This window comes from Spirochaetae bacterium HGW-Spirochaetae-1 (genome assembly GCA_002839375.1).
Taxonomy (GTDB): Bacteria; Spirochaetota; UBA4802; order UBA4802; family UBA5550; genus PGXY01.
On the sequence record PGXY01000007.1, the window covers coordinates 84,102 to 101,455 of the forward strand.

Below are 17,354 nucleotides of genomic sequence, written 5' to 3' on the forward strand. Positions count from 1 at the left end.
TAACATGACGGATTATGACGAAACCTTCCGTCATTTCAAATGGGACATTCCCGAACAGTACAATTTCGTCCAGGACGACTTCGACAAGTGGGCCGCTGACAAGACACGCACGGCTCTCCTGACCGTTTCAGAAAACGGCATGACGGCATCGAAGCTCTCTTTCTGGGAACTGGGCATCCTGGCGAATAAATTCGCCCATGTTCTGAAGAATATGGGCCTCGTGAAGGGAGACCGGGTCTTTCTCATGCTGCCGCGCTCCGAAGAGTGGTACATCGCAATACTGGGAATGATCAAGTCGGGAATCATCGCCATGCCCACGCCTAACCTGGTAACAGGCCACGACATCGACTACCGGATTAACAGCGCCGGGGCGGTCATGGCCGTTACCGACGTTGAAGGAGCGGCGAAGGTCGATGCCGTGCGGGGAAAAATCCCCGGCCTCAAACACCGCATCATCACGGGCGGCGCCTGTACGGGATGGAGTTCCTTCGAAGACCTCATGCGTGACGCGCCCCGCACATATAATCCAGAAGATTTCGGCGGAAAAACAAGAAGTGATGATCCCATGCTCATCTATTTCACCTCGGGCACCACGGGCAATCCCAAGATGGTGCGCCATACCCAGTCCTACGCCCTGGCCCATGTTGTTACGGCGAAATATATCCAGGAACTGCGTCCCACGGACATCATCTGGGTCCATGCCGATACGGGATGGGCCAAGACGGCCTACGGGAAGCTCTTCGGTCAGTGGATCGTGGGCGCCACGGTCATGCAGTGGAAGATGGGGGCCAAGTTCGATCCCTCGTTCATGCCCGGCATGATTGAGCGCTACGGCGTTACAGCCTTCTGCGCCCCTCCCACGGTGTACCGGCTTCTTATAGGGCAGGTCGACCTCTCGAAATATGATTGGAGCGAGCTCCGCCATTCCCTGTCAGCCGGGGAGCCCTTGAATCCCGAGGTCATCAAGGCCTGGAAAGACGCCACGGGTCTGTCAATCTACGATTATTACGGCCAGACCGAAACAATCCCCCTTATTTCCAATTATCCCTGCGTTCCCATACGCGAGGGAAGCATGGGAAAACCCACACCGGGCCACGAGATTGCCATACTCGACGATGACGGCAATGCGGTGCCGGCAAACGAAGAGGGACACATCGCCGTTAAGATGAAGCCCGTCAACCCTCCCGGGGTTTTCACGGGATACTGGAAGGACGAAAACAATTCATCTTTTTCAGGGGACTGGTACTTCACCGGCGATAAGGCGTATAAAGATGATGACGGATATTTCTGGTTCGTGGGCCGTTCCGACGATCTCATCAAATCCAGCGGCTACCGCATCGGCCCCTTCGAGGTGGAAAGCGCCCTGCAGGAACACCCGGCTGTCCTGGAAAACGCCGTTATCGGCGCACCCGATGAGCTCAAGGGACAGATAGTCAAGGCCTTCGTGGTCCTGAACAAGGGCTATGAAGCCGGACCGGCACTGGTAAAGGAATTGCAGGAGCATGTGAAGAAAGTCACGGCGCCTTACAAATATCCCCGTGAAATTGAATTCGTTTCCGATCTTCCCAAGACTATTAGCGGGAAAATACGCCGCGTGGAACTGCGTAAAATGGAGATGGAACGGCGGAAAGTCCTCAATTAAGTTCACTGCCGAAGAGGCGGAGCATCCAGTCCTGGTACCAGGAACGGAGACGGAAACCATTGATGTAGCCGCAGTGGCCGCCGTGGGGATGAATGATAAGGCTTACCCGGTCATTCAGCTTTGCCTCGCGGAAATGATTCACATCGATAATGGGATCATCCTCGGCAGTGATGATGGACAGGGGCACTGCGGCGGCATCGAGATACCCTTCTTTCAGCGTATACCGGCCGAAGTAATCTGCGGCATTGCCGTAATCGGTATAACGGCGGATAAGCAGCTCCGTCATTTCCATGCAGGTATCCATGGTCATGATATCGCCGAAATCGTAAAGCTCAGGATAAAGCGCCTGGTTTATGGCCAGGGACCGTTTCCATTTTTTCAGAAAATATTTTTTTACCAGGGGATGCCTGTCAATATTTCTCGTGGCATCGAGAGGGTCCAGGGGTGGATTGATACACACCACGCGCTCCAGGCCCTGAATGGGACTTTCTCCGCAAAGACGGGACATGCGAAGAGCGAAATTCCCTCCCATGGAAAACCCCACGAGAAACACGGGACCCCGGCCAAAATCCAGCGCTGCCCGGCGGACCGCCTGCAGTGATTCATCAATGAGAGTGCCCAGGAAAAGCCCACTGTTCAGGCCGTGACTGGAACCGTGGTCCCGAAGATTCAGCCGGAATATATCATAGCCGCCGAGAAAAAGCCTTTTACCGGTGTTCACGATATAGGCCGAGTCAGCACTCCCCTCCCAGCCGTGAAGCATAATAACCAGCCCCCTTTCCTTCGGCTCCTTCCCGTGGGAAGAATGGAATCCCTGGAGCTTCACGCCGTCACCGGCATCGATGATCACCTCAACTGAGTTGCCCAGCATTTCATTTCTGCCCAGCCTGCGCAGACCGCTGCTGGAGAGCAGGGTCTGGAGCATGGGATTGCGGAGATACAGGGGGGCTGTAAAAATATCGGAATTTGCATTCATAGAAATTTTTATCACCATGAAATATTTTTTTCAGCAGAAATTATCGAAGACCACAACAAGTAGACCCCGGCGAAAACCCGTATAAGTATTTTACTGATGTCTTCGCCGTGGGTCTTCGAATCTTTGCGCATTGATTTTAAAATCAACTTTATGATCGTTGCATCACGATATAAGCTTCACATCTCCAGAGCTTTCCTTTCCCGAACCATCCAGTTTAAAAAATGCAATGACCTGCTTCAGTTCTTCGGCCTGTTTTCTCAGCATTTCCGAAGTCGATGAGAGTTCCTCCGACGTGGAGGCATTGCTCTGTGTTATCTCATTGAGCTGAGTCATGCCATTGTTAATCTGGGAAACGCCGTTATCCTGCTCTTCTGAAGAAGCGGTTATTTCCTGGATAAGGCGGGCCGTATTCTCGATGGCGGGAACTATTTCCTGCAGCAGCCGGCCGGCTTTTTCGGAAATCTCGAAACTGTTTGAGGTGAGATGACCGATCTCCTGGGAAGCCACCTGACTTTTTTCCGCCAGTTTGCGCACTTCGCTCGCGACAACGGCGAAGCCCTTGCCGTGTTCTCCGGCCCGGGCCGCTTCTATGGCGGCATTGAGCGCCAGGAGGTTCGTCTGGTAAGCGATATCCTCAATGAGCGTTATTTTCGCGTTGATATTTTTCATGGCTTCGACCGTATCCAGTACGGCTTTGCCACCCTCCCTGGCCTGTTCCGCGGCCTTCCGGGAAATAACATCGGTGTTCTTCGCATTCTGAGTATTCTGGTTGATACCGGCACCTATTTCCTCAAGCGAAGAAGTTATCTCTTCCACATTGGCGGCCTGTTCGTTCGAGGAAGAACTCATATTCTGCGATGTTGAGCTCACCTCAAATGAGGCCAGGGCCAGGGAATCGGCATTGACGGCGATCCTTCCCACCACATTACGCAATTGGCTCACCATATTGGAAAAGGCCCCGGCCAGCTTGCCGATTTCATCTTTGCGGTTCAGATATATTTCCGGCGGTTGCACCGTGAGATCGCCGGCGGCTATGGCGTCGGCCAGGTCAACCGAAACGGCCAGCGGCGTCGCTATATTCCTGGCAATGACGATGATTATACCGCTTAATATAATGGATGCAGCCAGTACAATGAGAATAGCAAATATCTTCATGGCGCTCACCGTTTCCAGAACCTTAGTCATGGGGATACCAATGGCCAGTGACCAGGGCGTGGTGCTTTTCCCAATGTAAAACGGCGAGCCAAGTACATACACATCGCTTTTCATCTGCGCGGAGTAAACAGTATAATGCTCGGTCTCACCTTTTTTAACGGCATCGGCAAATTTGTCGGTAAAATCACCGGACATATCCCGCTCTGTAACCCTCATCTGTTTTCCCAGGCGCGACGGATCAAAGTGACCCGCCACTATACCGCTATTCGAGAAAAGGGCCGAAACGCCCGTTTCAAAAGGTTTGATTTTGCTGATCTTGTCCTGGATATCGGAGAGGGCCACGTCTATACCGGCTATCCCCATAAACCTGCCATTCACCATTATGGGTACCACAAGAGAGGTGATCAAGGTGTCCTTACCGGCTATAGGATATATATAGGGATCTATGATTGCCTCGTTCTGTGTATTCTTCGGTATGAGGTAATAATCACCGGCACCCGCTTTTTCATAATCCATGAGAGGCTCAAGTATGATTTTCCCGGAACCACGGTTATAGTAGGGAATAAACCGGCCCGTCCTGTCGCTGCCCGGAGCATTAACGTAGGCGGCATCCATACCGTCAAAGGCATTGGGCTCCCAGCATGTATAGCTTCCAAGGAATTGAGGATTCTCCTTCAGGACGCCTTCCAGGATTGCTCCCAGCATTCTCCTGTCGGCGATACCTCTGGCCCGCAGAGTCCCAAAAGACTGGGCCATGATCCGTGCCGCATCCATGGCCACTTCCAGTTCTGCCTTGATTCCATTTCCATGATTCATGGACATTTCGTTGGCGTATTTGTACGCCATGTCCTCCTGGGCTGAGGAAAATTTTCCCAGCATGAAAGTCATGACAATGGCCAGTGCCAGGACATTCACCGAAACAAGCATAATAATCAGTTTGGCGCCGATTTTAAGATTTTTAAACCATTCCATAGTGCCCCCTTCTGTCTGTAAAATATTCCGATAGTACCGGACCGATAACACCCCTGTAGAGCAGACGATGTGGTCGCCATCCTCCGGATAAAAAATTCACGTTAAGCAATAATTGTATACCGGTTTGCCCCGCGGTTCAAGATAAAAAAAATCATGGCATATTTTTTATAAATGTACCGTTGTTATACTCTTCAAAGGCCTGTTCAAGCTCCTGGCGCGTATTCATGACGATGGGACCGTGCCAGGCCACGGGTTCCCCCAGAGGACTGCCGGAAATAAGAAGGAATCGCACCGGTTCACGGGCCGTTGTGACGGTGACAGGACCGCCGCTGCCGAAGGCCACAACATGATCTTCCCGTACGAAGGGATTCCTCTTTCTGTCAAAATACCCGCCGCCCGTGACGACATAAGCCAGCACCGTGTCATCCGGCTCGGTTGCGAGTCTGAAGACATTCCCGGGCGGAACAGTTATATCGAGATAGCGCGGTGCGGCAACGATATCCTGCGCCGGGCCTTTTACATTCTCAGCGGTACCGCATATAATCCGGATCTCGACACCGTTTTCCGCGGTCACGCAGGGAATGGAGTCTCCCGTAATATCCCTGTAGCGCGGCGCCATCATCTTGTGTGATGCCGGGAGATTGATCCAGAGCTGAAATCCCCTCAGCAGGCCGCTCCTTTCATCGGGCATCTCGGAATGGATTATCCCGCTGCCCGCCGTCATCCACTGCACGTCACCGGCATGAACGGTTCCGCTGTTCCCCAGACTGTCCCTGTGGTCAATGGACCCGTGGAGCATATACGTGACGGTTTCGATGCCCCGGTGCGGATGCCAGGGAAACCCGGCCCGGTAATCGTCGGGATTGTCGGAATGAAAATCATCGAGAAGCAGAAAAGGATCAAAAAGCGGGACCTCGTAAAACCCGAAGGCGCGTTTCAATCTCACGCCGGCCCCTTCCAGTGTCGGCTTGCTTCTTAGTATGCGGTGTATGAGCCGCTCGCCAGGCATAATATATCCCTCCTTTTTCAACAGTTCTCATTAAAATCCCTTTAAACAAAGCTCTGACCCCGATAAAAACCATGCCGTATTCATAATGCTGATATACTGATATTTTATCATGTGCAATTATGTTATTCAAGATAATTATTCACGATAAATATGCAGCATACGATACATGAGTGCTTTATTATGTCCCATGGAACGCCAGTCACTCAGCAACATGCTTGACAGCAGAACACACTGCGGTACAAAGTATAAACAGGAATATTACGATACCATGATGTATAAAGATTTTTCAAAAGAAAGGAATGTCATACTGGACAGCATAGCCGACGGCGTGTTCACCATCGACATGGATTATAAAATCACATCGATCAACCGCGCCGCCGAAACCATCCTGGGCATACGCGAGGAAGAAGCCCTGGGAAAGTTCTGCTATGAAATTTTTCATGCCAGCATCTGCGAGCATTCCTGCGCCATGAAGGAAACGCTGATAACCGGAAGAAACATCGTGAACCGGACCATCTTCATTGTCAATTCCCGGGGCGACAGGGTCCCGGTGTCTATCAGCACGGCCCTGTTGAAGAATGAAAAAGGTGAAACCATGGGCGGCGTGGAAACCTTCCGTGACATTACCGAAATCGAGGAACTGCGAAAAACCATTGAGGCCCGGTTTACCTTTGAGGATATCGTCAGCAAGGATAAGGTCATGCAGGAGATCTTTCATATCCTGCCCGACATTGCCGAAAGTGACAGCTCGGTGCTCATTGAAGGGCCCAGCGGCACCGGCAAAGAGCTCATGGCCAGGGCCGTGCACAATCTGAGCAGGCGAAGTGAAAAACCCATGATCACCATCAACTGCGCCGCCCTCCCCGACACCCTGCTGGAGTCGGAACTCTTCGGCTATAAGGCCGGGGCCTTCACTGACGCCCGGAAGGACAGGCCGGGAAAAATCGCCGCAGCCCAGGGAGGCACCATCTTCCTCGACGAAATAGGCGAGATTTCCCGGGCTCTCCAGGTAAAGCTTCTGCGCTTTCTTCAGTCCCATGAATACGAGCCCCTGGGTGACACGAAAACCGTAAAAGCCGATGTGCGGATAATCGCCGCCACAAATAAAAACCTGTACAGCGAGGTCCAGGCAGGAAATTTCCGCGACGATCTCTATTACCGTCTCAATGTCATCACCATAGACCTTCCTCCACTGCATAAGAGAAAGGAGGATATCCCCTTCCTGGTGAAACACTTCATACGTCAGTTCAACGCCCTGAAGGGTAAAAACATCGAAGGGGCCTCGGACGCGGTCATGAATGTCCTCATGGAATACAGCTACCCGGGAAATATCCGCGAGCTGGAGAATATCATAGAACACAGCTTTGTATTATGCAATGACTCCTATATCCAGCCTGCCCATCTTCCCCGCTTTCTGCGCGGCGCTGATACTCCCCTGCCGGAAACCATGACTCTCGACGAGGTGGAGCGCCTCTACATCATCAAGTCTCTGGAAAAAAATGACTGGAACCGCTCCAGAACAGCAGATGAACTGGGTATTGACGCGTCCACCCTCTGGCGCAAGATGAAAAAGTACCAGATCACACAGTGATATATTGCGTTTTGCAATAATCACAACAGAAAAACATTGCATATTGCAACACTTCTTCCCATCAGGCCCCGGTGGAGTGATATTTCATGTTTCAAATAATCTTCTTTCACCGCACCCTGAGAGGGCTTAAAACCTGTATTTTCACATAAACAGGCTCTGACCCCCTATATTTTCACGTCCTTAAAACAAATTTATACTCTCATTCATTTCCGGCACGAATCGTGCGTATATAGATAGTATGGATACGGAAAAAATAGCCATACCGGTTTTCACGGGCCGTATTTCCCCTCTCTTTGACGTGGCCAAAGAGTTCCATATTTTCAGCGTCCGCAACGGGGAGATTGTAAACAGCTATTCCGTGAACACGGCGGGATGCTCCGAGCTCTCCATCGTGGGGAAACTGAGACAGGAAGAGGCATCGGTGATAATATGCAGCGCCATAAGCCGATGCACGGCCGACACTGTAGTGGCCGGCGGGATAAATCTCATCCCGGGAGTGATCGGCTGTGTCGACGAGGTCATTAAAGCATATACAGAAAACAGCCTTGTCGTTGAGCGCTTTGCCATGCCGGGCTGTCAGGGCCGGGGAAGAGGACGCCGTCGGGCCCTGGGACAGTGTCCCTTCTATAATGGAAGCAATGATGAAAACGATATAAAAAGGAGATAAATAAATGAAAATAGCCATTACATCGGAAGGAAAGGACCTGCAATCAACCGTGGATCCCCGCTTCGGCAGGGCAAAGGGCTTCATCATATATGACGAGGCCTCGGGTAAATCGTCATATATCGACAACGTGCAGAATCTCAATGCTCCCCAGGGAGCGGGCATCCAGTCTGCAAAAAACATCGTCGATGCCGGCGCGGAAGTGCTCATCACGGGCAATGTGGGCCCCAAGGCCTTCAATGTCCTTAACCAGGCATCGGTAAAAATAATGATCGGCGCATCGGGGAGCGTGAGCCGGGCGCTGGAGGATTTCAAAGCAGGCAAACTCCAGGAGGCCGGGGATGCCAACGTGGAAGGTCACTGGTAACAAACATTTCATTTAAGGAGGTAAGGATATGCCGGGAAGAGATGGGAAAGGACCCGACGGAAAAGGGCCTATGACAGGTAGAAAGGCCGGACGGTGCGGCGGCAACAAAAACACAGAAGACACGAACCAGTTGGGCCGCGGAATCGGAACCGGCGGAGGAAGAGGAAGAGGACTCGGAAAGGGCCCGCGTGACGGAAGCGGCCCGGGAGCATCCCGTGGTGGAAAATTTAACCCTCCACTTCCCCGGGAAAAAGAATAGCTGTTCATCGGGGCGGGCGGAATTTTTTAAAAAGCGAATAAAACCTTGCAAAATATATAGAGAAATAAGCTGCTTGCAATTACACAAAAAGGTTATGGGGCTCTGAAAAATATTATAATGAGTCCTGAAGGACTAAAGGAGATTGTATGAAGGTTACAGTAGTATGTGAAAACACCGTGGGCGTTCCCATGCCCCGGGGACTGATCGGGGAGCATGGCCTCAGTTTCCTCATCGAGGGCGAAACACGGACACTCTTTGACACAGGCCAGGGAATGGGCGTCATTAAGAACCTGGCCATAATGGGAAAGGACGTCAAGACCCTGGACAGGATAATCCTCAGCCACGGCCATTTTGATCACGTGGGCGGACTTGCCGACGTTCTCGCTGCTAAAGGAACATCTATTCCCGTATACATCCACCCCGAGGCATTCCAGAAAAAAATCGCCCATGTGGAACTTCCGGGCAATGCACTGGAAATCCCCATTGGTTTCGGCTTATCCAGAGAAGAATATGAGGGCAAGGGAGCTCAGTTTAAAGATGTGAAGGGCTTCATGGAAATAGAAAAGGGCCTTTCGGCCATTAGTGAGATAGCAAGGCCCGCGGGATGGAAGACATGGGACGTGCGCCTCAAAGTGAAAGAAGGAGACGCCATTAAAAGCGATCCCTTCAACGACGACCTTTCCCTGCTCCTGGAAACTGACTCGGGCCCCGTTGTGCTCCTGGGATGCGCCCATGCCGGCATGGTGGAGATACTGCAGGACCTGAGCAATAAAAGCGGCCACAGGGAATTCCATGCCGTCATCGGCGGTACACACCTGGAAACGGCGCCGGCTGATTACGTGGAAAAAGCAATACAGGCGCTGTCGGATTTCAAGGTCAAAGTAGTGGCCACGTCGCACTGCACGGGTTATGCCCCGGCCAATAAAATAGCAACCCGTTTCAAGGAGGCCTTCAAGCCAGCTGCCGTGGGAAGTGTTTTTGATTTTTAAACAAGGATAGATGATGAATATAGCAATAGCGAGCGGAAAGGGGGGCACGGGAAAAACGACAGTTTCGGTTTCCCTGGCCCTGTACATGTCTAAAAAAGGTATCGACGTCACAATCGCGGATTGTGACGTCGAAGAACCCAACGTGGATCTCTTCTTAAAGACAACGGGGAAAAATACACTAGCGGCCCATTCGCTGAAACCATCGGTAGACATGGAAAAATGCAGCGGATGCGGCAAATGCCAGGATATTTGCGCCTTTTCTTCTATCGTCATGATCAAGGGAAAGCCCCTGGTTCTCCCCGACATGTGCCATTCCTGCGGGGGATGCAAGCTGGTATGCCCCGAAGGGGCTATCATGGAAATTGAAAAAGAGATAGGCACGATAGAAGAAAGCTCCGGCCCGCATCTCCGCTATATCGGCGGAAGGCTCAACATCGGGGAACCCATGTCGCCGCCGCTCATAAAACAGGTAAAAGAAAAGATCGGCACCGGCGCATGTGCCATTATTGACTCGCCTCCCGGAACTTCGTGCCCCGTAATCGAATCGATAAACGGTGCGGACCACATCCTGCTGGTGACAGAACCGACCCCCTTCGGCCTCAACGACCTTAAACTGGCCGTTGGTATGGTGAGGGAAACCGGCACACCCTTCAGTGTAGTCATAAACCGCTGTGATACGGGCGATGACGGGGTCCTGCAGTACTGCCGGGATGAGAATATTGACGTGGCCGCTTCCTTTCCCGATTCACGCGAGGCGGCGGAATACTATTCCCGGGGAGAGGTTGCGGAATACTTCGCGGATAAGTTTGCTCCCATCCTGGAAGAAATTTCATCGCGATTCTGTATCGAGGACTCAAACGCAGGGAGGAAGCGATGAAAGAACTGGTGGTTATAAGCGGAAAAGGGGGCACGGGAAAAACCAGCATCACCGCCTCACTATCCTCCCTGGCCGAAAACAAGGTCGTGGCGGACTGCGATGTCGATGCCGCCGACATGCATCTCATATTGAAGCCCCGGGTTCAGTTCGAAGAAGAATTTGAAGGGGGCCGCATGGCCGTGATCGACCCCGCAGCATGCACGTCATGCGGAGAATGCACGCGCCTCTGCAGGTTCGACGCCATCAAAGTAACTGACGGCGTATACAGCGTCAAGAAGCTTTCCTGTGAGGGGTGCAATGTCTGCGCTCACTTCTGTCCCGTCGGGGCCATAGAAATGAAGGATAAAATCGCCGGCAAATGGTTTATTTCCGACACACGGCACGGCCCATTTGTCCATGCCGCCATGAACATTGCCGAGGAGAATTCAGGCAAACTTGTCACAAAAGTACGCCAGGAGGCAAAAAAAATTGCCGTTGAAAAGGGGCTGGATTTCATCATCACCGACGGTTCCCCCGGCATCGGATGCCCTGTCATAGCATCCATTACGGGAGCCGACCAGGTACTCATCGTCACGGAACCGACCGTATCGGGATACCACGATATGCGCCGCACTGTGGAGCTCATCAGCCACTTCAGGATACCGGGGATGGTATGCATTAATAAATATGATCTCAACATGGATGTTGTTGCTGAAATAGAAGAATTTTGCAAAACAAACGGGATAGAGGTGATAGCCCGGGTACCCTACGACCGTGATTTCACCAGAGCCATGCTTAACGCACAGAGCATCATAGAATATTCCGGCGGGACCACATCGGCGATCATACGGGCGATGTGGGAAAAAATACTGTCGTCTCCTGCCGTGGCGGAAAAGTGAATTCTTTTATGGCAACTATCACCACTCGCTCACTGCCGTTCGCTGGAGACACGGAGTTCACGGAGATTTTTGTATTATACTTAACTCAAATTGCAGTCTCCGCCTTCTCCGTGTCTCCGTGGTGATATTTTTAAGAATTTAACCTGGAAGTATTTTTCTCACAGGGAGGTAAAAGTATGATTAACATTTTTTTATTGCGTGATTATCAAGTAAGCTGAAAATTGAAAAACTAAATTTTATTAAGGGAGAAATACAACATGACTTTTAAAAACAATAAAACAGGCACGGCTATCCCCGTCCATTCGGCAACGGATATCACAAAACAGAAGGAGGAGCAGGACCTGAAGGAGAATCTTGGAAAAATCAAACACAAGATAGTAGTCCTTTCCGGAAAGGGCGGCGTAGGGAAAAGCACCGTGGCCGTAAACCTGGCCGTGTCCCTGGCGGAAAAAAAATTCCGCGTCGGCCTTCTGGATGTGGACATTCACGGCCCCAGCGTTCCCAAACTTCTGGGACTGGAAAAAAACAAACTCTCGGCCGACGAAAATGAGAAATTGCTGCCGGCCGTATATAGTGACCATCTCAAGGTGGTTTCGGTGGGTTTTCTTATCGACGATGAAAAAGATCCTGTTGTCTGGCGCGGCCCTCTGAAATACGGCATTATCAAGCAATTTCTTAAAGACGTGGCCTGGGGAGAACTTGATTATCTCATCATCGATTCTCCTCCCGGCACAGGTGACGAGCCTCTTTCAGTATGCCAGCTTATTGAAGACGCAGCAGGAGCCGTCGTGGTCACCACGCCCCAGGACGTGGCACTTATAGATGTAAAAAAATCCATCACCTTCTGCCACAAGCTCAACATGCCGGTTCTGGGTGTGGTGGAAAACATGAGCGGGTTTACCTGCCCCCACTGCGGAAAAACCGTGGATATTTTCAAAAAAGGCGGCGGAAAAAGCATGTCGGAGGAGATGAACGTGCCCTTCTTGGGCGCCATCCCCATTGACATTTCCATCGCCCACGGGGGTGATGCGGGTAAACCGGAAATTCTCGCCAATCCGGAAAAGACCACGGGAAAGGCCTTTACGGAAATACTGAACAATATTTTGAAAAATATATCCAAATAAAAAAGGAGAATGATATGAGAATAGCAATCCCCGTAGCCAACGGCGCACTGTGCATGCACTTCGGTCACTGTGAACAGTTTGCCATAATCGATGTGGATGTGGAGAAAAAATCCATTCTTAAAAAAGATTTCGTGACACCCCCGCCCCACGAGCCGGGACTTTTACCCCGCTGGCTCGCCGAAAAGGGCGCCACGTGCATCATTGCCGGGGGCATGGGCGGCAGGGCCCAGGACCTCTTTACGCAGAATAACATCCGGGTCGTAACGGGCGCACCGGCGGAGAGCCCGGATAAAATCGTCGAGGCCTTTCTTGACAATAAACTGGTCACGGGCCCCAACACCTGCGATCATTAAAAAAATGTATGTAGGGACAGTTTGTTATATGCCGGGACAGGTTTCAAACCTGTCCCGGCACATATTCAATTAATAAAATAACCCACGGCCCGCCACTGTCCCCTCTCATCGGCCATGGTTACGGTTTCCACGGCCTCCATTTTCTTTTCAAAGGACGAGCGGAACTGGATTAAGACATATTTTCCATCGGGAGCGCCGGGCAGACCCCGGGCAAGCTCAACTGACAGTTTGCTCCGCGATATGATCTTCCCCAGGGGATTCCTCACGGCATACACGTTCCTGCCCCATTCCTTTTCCGACATATAGTTTTTAAATAATTCACCGGCACCGGTATAACTGTCACCATATTTCCCTTCATCAATCAGCTTAAGCCATGTTTCCGCGGCCGACACAGCGGAATTGGCAGCCTCACTGTCCGACACGGCACGGGCATTTCCGCAGCTCCCCATGAACGCGGCAAAAATCATCACTATCGATAGCACCTGTTTTCTTTTCACGGTATTCTCCTGTATAACTGGTATTTTCAATCCTACATCATGAAGAAAAAAAGTCAACAACTATGGAGCATATCCCCATTGATAGTATTCTGTATTATATTTTCCCATCCACGAACACCCGCCCGGAAATAAGGCAGCGGTAAAACCGGTTTTTAATTTGACTCTCCTGGTATATGCAACTAAAGTTGGCTCAACGAAGTATCTGCCAATGAAAATTAAAATTGCCGCAACGCTGATGTTCCTTTCTGTCATCTTCCTTTCAGGCCCGCACCTGATAAGCGCCGGGGAAAAGGACTATACCCGTGATCCCCGCTACACGGAATTTTCACGCCTGTACCGGGCCTACGAAGAAGCAGCGGCGTCAAGGAATTACGCAGCGGCACTTAGGCCTCTCTCCAGGGCCCTGGACCTGGGTAAAGAGATATTCGGTGAGACTTCCGCCACGGCGGGCGTATTATACGACAGGCTGGGATACGCCGAATTTGCCACGGGCAGCTTCGACCGGGCCATTACGTTTTTTAACCGGGCCGTGGAAATCTACAAACTGAATTACGGACCCGACAATGAATACACCGGCACAGTCTACATCAATATCGGCGAGGCATACCGGAGCAAGGGCGATATCGACCGGGCCCTGGAATTTCACTTTTCGGCCCTGCGGATATATACACATAAACTCGGCGCGGAACACACCTATGTAGGAACGGCCTGCAACTATATCGGCGGCGCCTACAAATCCATGGGCCGGTATGACACGGCCATCGAATACTACCGGAAAGCCCTGGATATTTACCGGAAAAACCTGGGAGAAGACCATGAGTTCACGGCCACGACCTACACCAACCTGGGCGGCGCCCATGAACCGAAGGGCGACTACGAAAAGGCCGTGGAATACTACCTGAAGGCAATCCCCATCTACCGGAAAACCCTGGGCGATGAACATCCCTTCCTCGCCGTTGCCTACAACAACCTGGGACTGGGATATTATTACCTCCATGACGGCGTCCGGTCGGCACAGTACTATGAAAAGGCCCTGGCTATCTACCTGAAAACGATGGGAGAACATCATCCCCATACCGCCTACACCTGGATCAACCTGGGACTCGCGTACCGGTCAATCAATAATACCGACAAGGCCCTTGCGTATTACGGAAAGGCCCTTGACTCACTGGAAAAAAGCGGCGACCGCGACGGATATATACAGGTCCTTGCCCACAGGGGAGAGCTCTTCCGGAATATGGGCGACATGGATCGCGCGTCGGACTCTTACAGAATGGCCATATCGTCAATCCTGAAATCCCGGCTTGAAATAGGCAGGGGCAAGTCGGCTTTCGCCTCACGGTATGGATATATCTTCAGCAGCCTCATTGATATCGAACTAGCCAGGGGCCGTATAGATAAGGCCTTCATGACAGATTCCCTGAAGAAGGGCCTCTCCATAGCGGAGGATATGAGTCTCGGGGATGCCCTGGAACATGGCGGTGTTCCAGGGGACAGGGCGCATGCGTTGATTTCACTGGCAAACGAAATTGAAGTCCTTGAATCACGCAGAAACGTTGCAACTGCCAAAAGCGACAGAGATGAAGCCGACAGCCTGGTAAAGCAGATATGGGAGCTGGAGGCAAAAAAAGATTCTCTTGATACGAAATTGAAAAAAGACTATCCCCGTTATGAGGCCCTGCGCTCACCAAAACCTCCCACGGTTGAAAAGCTGCAGGACGCCCTTTCCACCGATGAAGCGCTGGTCAGTTACAGCCTGGACGATAAAAACTGCCTTGCCTTCATAATAACAAAACAGGGCGGCCTGGACATGGTAAAACTGGGTCGGGAAAGCGATCCTCCATACTGGAAAATAACCGTCAATACGGAAAACCTCCACGCCCTGCTGAAACATCCCCTGGAAAGCAGCAGTCTGACAAGGATAACCGACGATCGGGGCGGTGTGATCCTCTGGAACCGGGAGAAGGAAGACTGGAAATACACTGTTGACAATACAGCCGTATACCTGCGCCGGCCTGAGATGATGCCCCGGGCACTTCTTCCCGATAGTGCCGGGCAGACCGATCCGCTGCGGAAAGCGGGAGTTCTTTCAGGCAAATTAAATTCACGGGAAGCCGGGGCCCTGCGCCAGTCCCTGTCAATGACACTCTTCGCCGATCTGCTGGAACCGGTATTGCGGAAAACCCGCAATGCCCGGAATATCATCATAATCCCCGACGGGCCTCTCTATTATGTTCCCTGGGGCATACTGGGAAACGGCGGTGACACGCTCTTTTCATCGACCCACGTTCACCGCCTGGTGCATTCCTCCACGGTGTGGCTGAACCTGAGAAACCGGAAAGTGGGAACGTCCCGCTATCCGCTCCTTGCCGTGGGCAATGCCGTCTACAATAAAGACCACGCCGAGATGACGGGAACACGATCCGGCAGGTCACGGTCGGCGGGCGGAACGGCGATCTCGGCAATCATAAAGAATAATCCCGGCGAAAAACCGGGCGACGAAAAAAATGAAGCGGTTTATGACAACCTGCCCGGCACCGACCAGGAAGTGCGGGCCATCATCGGACTGGCCTACGGTGAAAAAAAAGCAACCGGCCCCCATTCGCTCACGGGAATCGCAGCGAATGAAGATATCATTTTCAGTATGAACGATTCCCGCATGCTGTCACAGTACGGCATTATCCACTTTGCGGCCCATGGACTCTTTGTTGACGGCAATCCTTCCATGAATGCCATTGTTCTCACGCTCCCCCCCATGGCAAAATTATACCGGAAAGACGCTTACGTTTCATACATGGCGCAGCACGGAGACCTGAAAAGAGACGGATACCTGAGGCTGGGAGAGATCAAGTCCCTGGACCTTCAATGTGACCTTGTAGTCATGAGCGCCTGCGAGACCTCCATGGGGAATATTGTCAATGGCGAAGGCATGATCGGACTTCCCCAGGCCTTTCTTATAGCGGGTTCCCGGTCCGTTATGGCAAGCCTCTGGCCCGTTGATGACGAGGCGACCTTTATCCTCATGGAAGAGTTTTACAGAAATATCTTTAAAAAACATATGGGACCCCATGAAGCCCTGCAGAAAGCCCGTGAGGTCATACGCGCTGAATATGATGATCCCTATTACTGGGCACCCTTTATCTTATATGGAGAATAAAACATGACTGTTAAGCATATCCGCCCGATTATAGCTGCCGTCACCTGCATTACTATCATGTCCCTGCCCCCGGTCCTGTCAGGAGAAATAAAGGCGGCAAGGTACAGAGTTTCTTTTTTGCTGGGCAGTGTTGAATTACGAAACGACGATAAAAGCACAACCGTAAAAAACGGTGATTTTATCAACGAGGGGGATATTCTCTTCGTTGGAGATAAATCCCTGGTTGAACTAAGGCCGGAACAGGGCGATGCGAGTTTTAAAATCTCCGGTCCCCTGGTATACCGCTGCACCCGGTACAAACTCGCCAAAGACTTCAGCCGGAATAACCTGGCTTACCGGTTCTACAGCAAGCTGGCGCAGGATACCTATCACTACTACCCCAGGACCATTATCAGCGCGGTACGCGGGGAAAAAGACGATGAGGCCGAAGTAAGAAACCGTGAACAGAGTGAGGCATTGAAGGAAGCCATTGATCTGTTCAGGAATGCCCGCCTCGACGAATCATTGAGAACCTTTGAAAAAATTGCCGCCCAGAAAGGTCTCCAGAGACATGTCCTCTATCTCATTGACTTTTACAGGGCCGAGATCCTCTTTACACAGCTGGACTATCCCGGGGCGATGGCCCTGTATCTGTCGGTATACAAGACACGCAACAAACAATTCATGCACAGCGAAATAGCCCTATGCAGGGCCATACTCTGTGCGGTTTACTCCGACAGGCCGGAACAGGCCCGGAAGCTCATCGCCGAGTATGAGAACATATACGACAATAAGGGCGCCTACATGGCAATGCTCGGTGAGCTGAAAAGCGACCTGGCGGACCCGCAGCCGGAACAATAGTCCG

The 17,354-nt window shown here is 51.7% G+C and carries 16 protein-coding genes; 12 read left to right on the forward strand and 4 right to left on the reverse strand.

The window, feature by feature from the left end; all coding sequences use genetic code 11:
* Window positions 1–4 precede the first annotated feature (4 nt).
* Complete coding sequence (locus tag CVV44_13980) at window positions 5–1,642, forward strand: acyl-CoA synthetase (protein ID PKL37457.1); 1,638 nt, start codon at window positions 5–7, stop codon at window positions 1,640–1,642.
* Here the strand turns inward: CVV44_13980 and CVV44_13985 are convergent.
* The 3 genes from CVV44_13985 to CVV44_13995 all read right to left on the reverse strand — a co-directional run bounded on the left by CVV44_13985 (window position 1,635) and on the right by CVV44_13995 (window position 5,754).
* Window positions 1,635–2,636 (reverse strand): alpha/beta hydrolase, encoded by a 1,002-nt coding sequence (locus tag CVV44_13985; protein PKL37458.1) that lies wholly within the window; start codon window positions 2,634–2,636, stop codon window positions 1,635–1,637. The two genes, CVV44_13980 and CVV44_13985, sit on opposite strands and share 8 nt — an antisense overlap.
* 144 nt (window positions 2,637–2,780) lie before the next feature.
* A complete protein-coding gene (locus tag CVV44_13990; GenBank protein ID PKL37459.1) occupies window positions 2,781–4,745 on the reverse strand; it encodes a hypothetical protein in 1,965 nt (654 codons plus the stop codon).
* Window positions 4,746–4,896: 151 nt separating this feature from the next.
* Complete coding sequence (locus tag CVV44_13995; GenBank protein ID PKL37460.1) at window positions 4,897–5,754, reverse strand: hypothetical protein; 858 nt, start codon at window positions 5,752–5,754, stop codon at window positions 4,897–4,899.
* Window positions 5,755–6,022: 268 nt separating this feature from the next.
* Here CVV44_13995 and CVV44_14000 point away from each other — a divergent pair, with 268 nt between their 5' ends.
* The 9 genes from CVV44_14000 to CVV44_14040 all read left to right on the forward strand — a co-directional run bounded on the left by CVV44_14000 (window position 6,023) and on the right by CVV44_14040 (window position 12,856).
* Window positions 6,023–7,345 (forward strand): Fis family transcriptional regulator, encoded by a 1,323-nt coding sequence (locus tag CVV44_14000; GenBank protein ID PKL37854.1) that lies wholly within the window; start codon window positions 6,023–6,025, stop codon window positions 7,343–7,345.
* A 238-nt stretch (window positions 7,346–7,583) separates the two neighbouring features.
* Complete coding sequence (locus CVV44_14005; protein PKL37461.1) at window positions 7,584–8,012, forward strand: hypothetical protein; 429 nt, start codon at window positions 7,584–7,586, stop codon at window positions 8,010–8,012.
* Window positions 8,013–8,016: 4 nt separating this feature from the next.
* Window positions 8,017–8,376, forward strand: coding sequence for a dinitrogenase iron-molybdenum cofactor biosynthesis protein (locus tag CVV44_14010; GenBank protein ID PKL37462.1), 360 nt, complete (start codon window positions 8,017–8,019; stop codon window positions 8,374–8,376).
* 28 nt (window positions 8,377–8,404) lie between these two features.
* Complete coding sequence (locus CVV44_14015; GenBank protein ID PKL37463.1) at window positions 8,405–8,635, forward strand: hypothetical protein; 231 nt, start codon at window positions 8,405–8,407, stop codon at window positions 8,633–8,635.
* Window positions 8,636–8,781: 146 nt separating this feature from the next.
* On the forward strand, window positions 8,782–9,624 hold the full coding sequence (locus CVV44_14020; GenBank protein ID PKL37464.1) for an MBL fold metallo-hydrolase: 843 nt from the start codon (window positions 8,782–8,784) through the stop codon (window positions 9,622–9,624).
* Between the two features lie 10 nt (window positions 9,625–9,634).
* Window positions 9,635–10,501, forward strand: a complete 867-nt coding sequence (locus CVV44_14025) for a (4Fe-4S)-binding protein (GenBank protein ID PKL37465.1) — start codon at window positions 9,635–9,637, stop codon at window positions 10,499–10,501.
* On the forward strand, window positions 10,498–11,379 hold the full coding sequence (locus CVV44_14030) for a (4Fe-4S)-binding protein (protein ID PKL37466.1): 882 nt from the start codon (window positions 10,498–10,500) through the stop codon (window positions 11,377–11,379). The genes CVV44_14025 and CVV44_14030 overlap by 4 nt, the downstream gene beginning before the upstream one ends.
* A 257-nt stretch (window positions 11,380–11,636) precedes the next feature.
* On the forward strand, window positions 11,637–12,503 hold the full coding sequence (locus CVV44_14035; GenBank protein PKL37467.1) for an ATP-binding protein: 867 nt from the start codon (window positions 11,637–11,639) through the stop codon (window positions 12,501–12,503).
* Window positions 12,504–12,517: 14 nt separating this feature from the next.
* Window positions 12,518–12,856: an ATPase gene (locus CVV44_14040; GenBank protein ID PKL37468.1), complete on the forward strand. Its 339-nt coding sequence runs from the start codon at window positions 12,518–12,520 to the stop codon at window positions 12,854–12,856.
* Window positions 12,857–12,921: 65 nt separating this feature from the next.
* Here CVV44_14040 and CVV44_14045 read toward each other — a convergent pair whose 3' ends face one another.
* Window positions 12,922–13,323, reverse strand: a complete 402-nt coding sequence (locus CVV44_14045) for a hypothetical protein (GenBank protein ID PKL37469.1) — start codon at window positions 13,321–13,323, stop codon at window positions 12,922–12,924.
* 238 nt (window positions 13,324–13,561) lie between these two features.
* Between CVV44_14045 and CVV44_14050 the strand changes: the two genes are divergently transcribed.
* Both CVV44_14050 and CVV44_14055 read left to right on the forward strand, forming a co-directional pair.
* The gene (locus tag CVV44_14050; protein PKL37470.1) at window positions 13,562–16,510 is read left to right on the forward strand and encodes a hypothetical protein; all 2,949 of its coding nucleotides are present in this window, start codon (window positions 13,562–13,564) and stop codon (window positions 16,508–16,510) included.
* Window positions 16,511–16,513: 3 nt separating this feature from the next.
* The gene (locus tag CVV44_14055) at window positions 16,514–17,350 is read left to right on the forward strand and encodes a hypothetical protein (protein ID PKL37471.1); all 837 of its coding nucleotides are present in this window, start codon (window positions 16,514–16,516) and stop codon (window positions 17,348–17,350) included.
* Window positions 17,351–17,354: the final 4 nt, after the last annotated feature.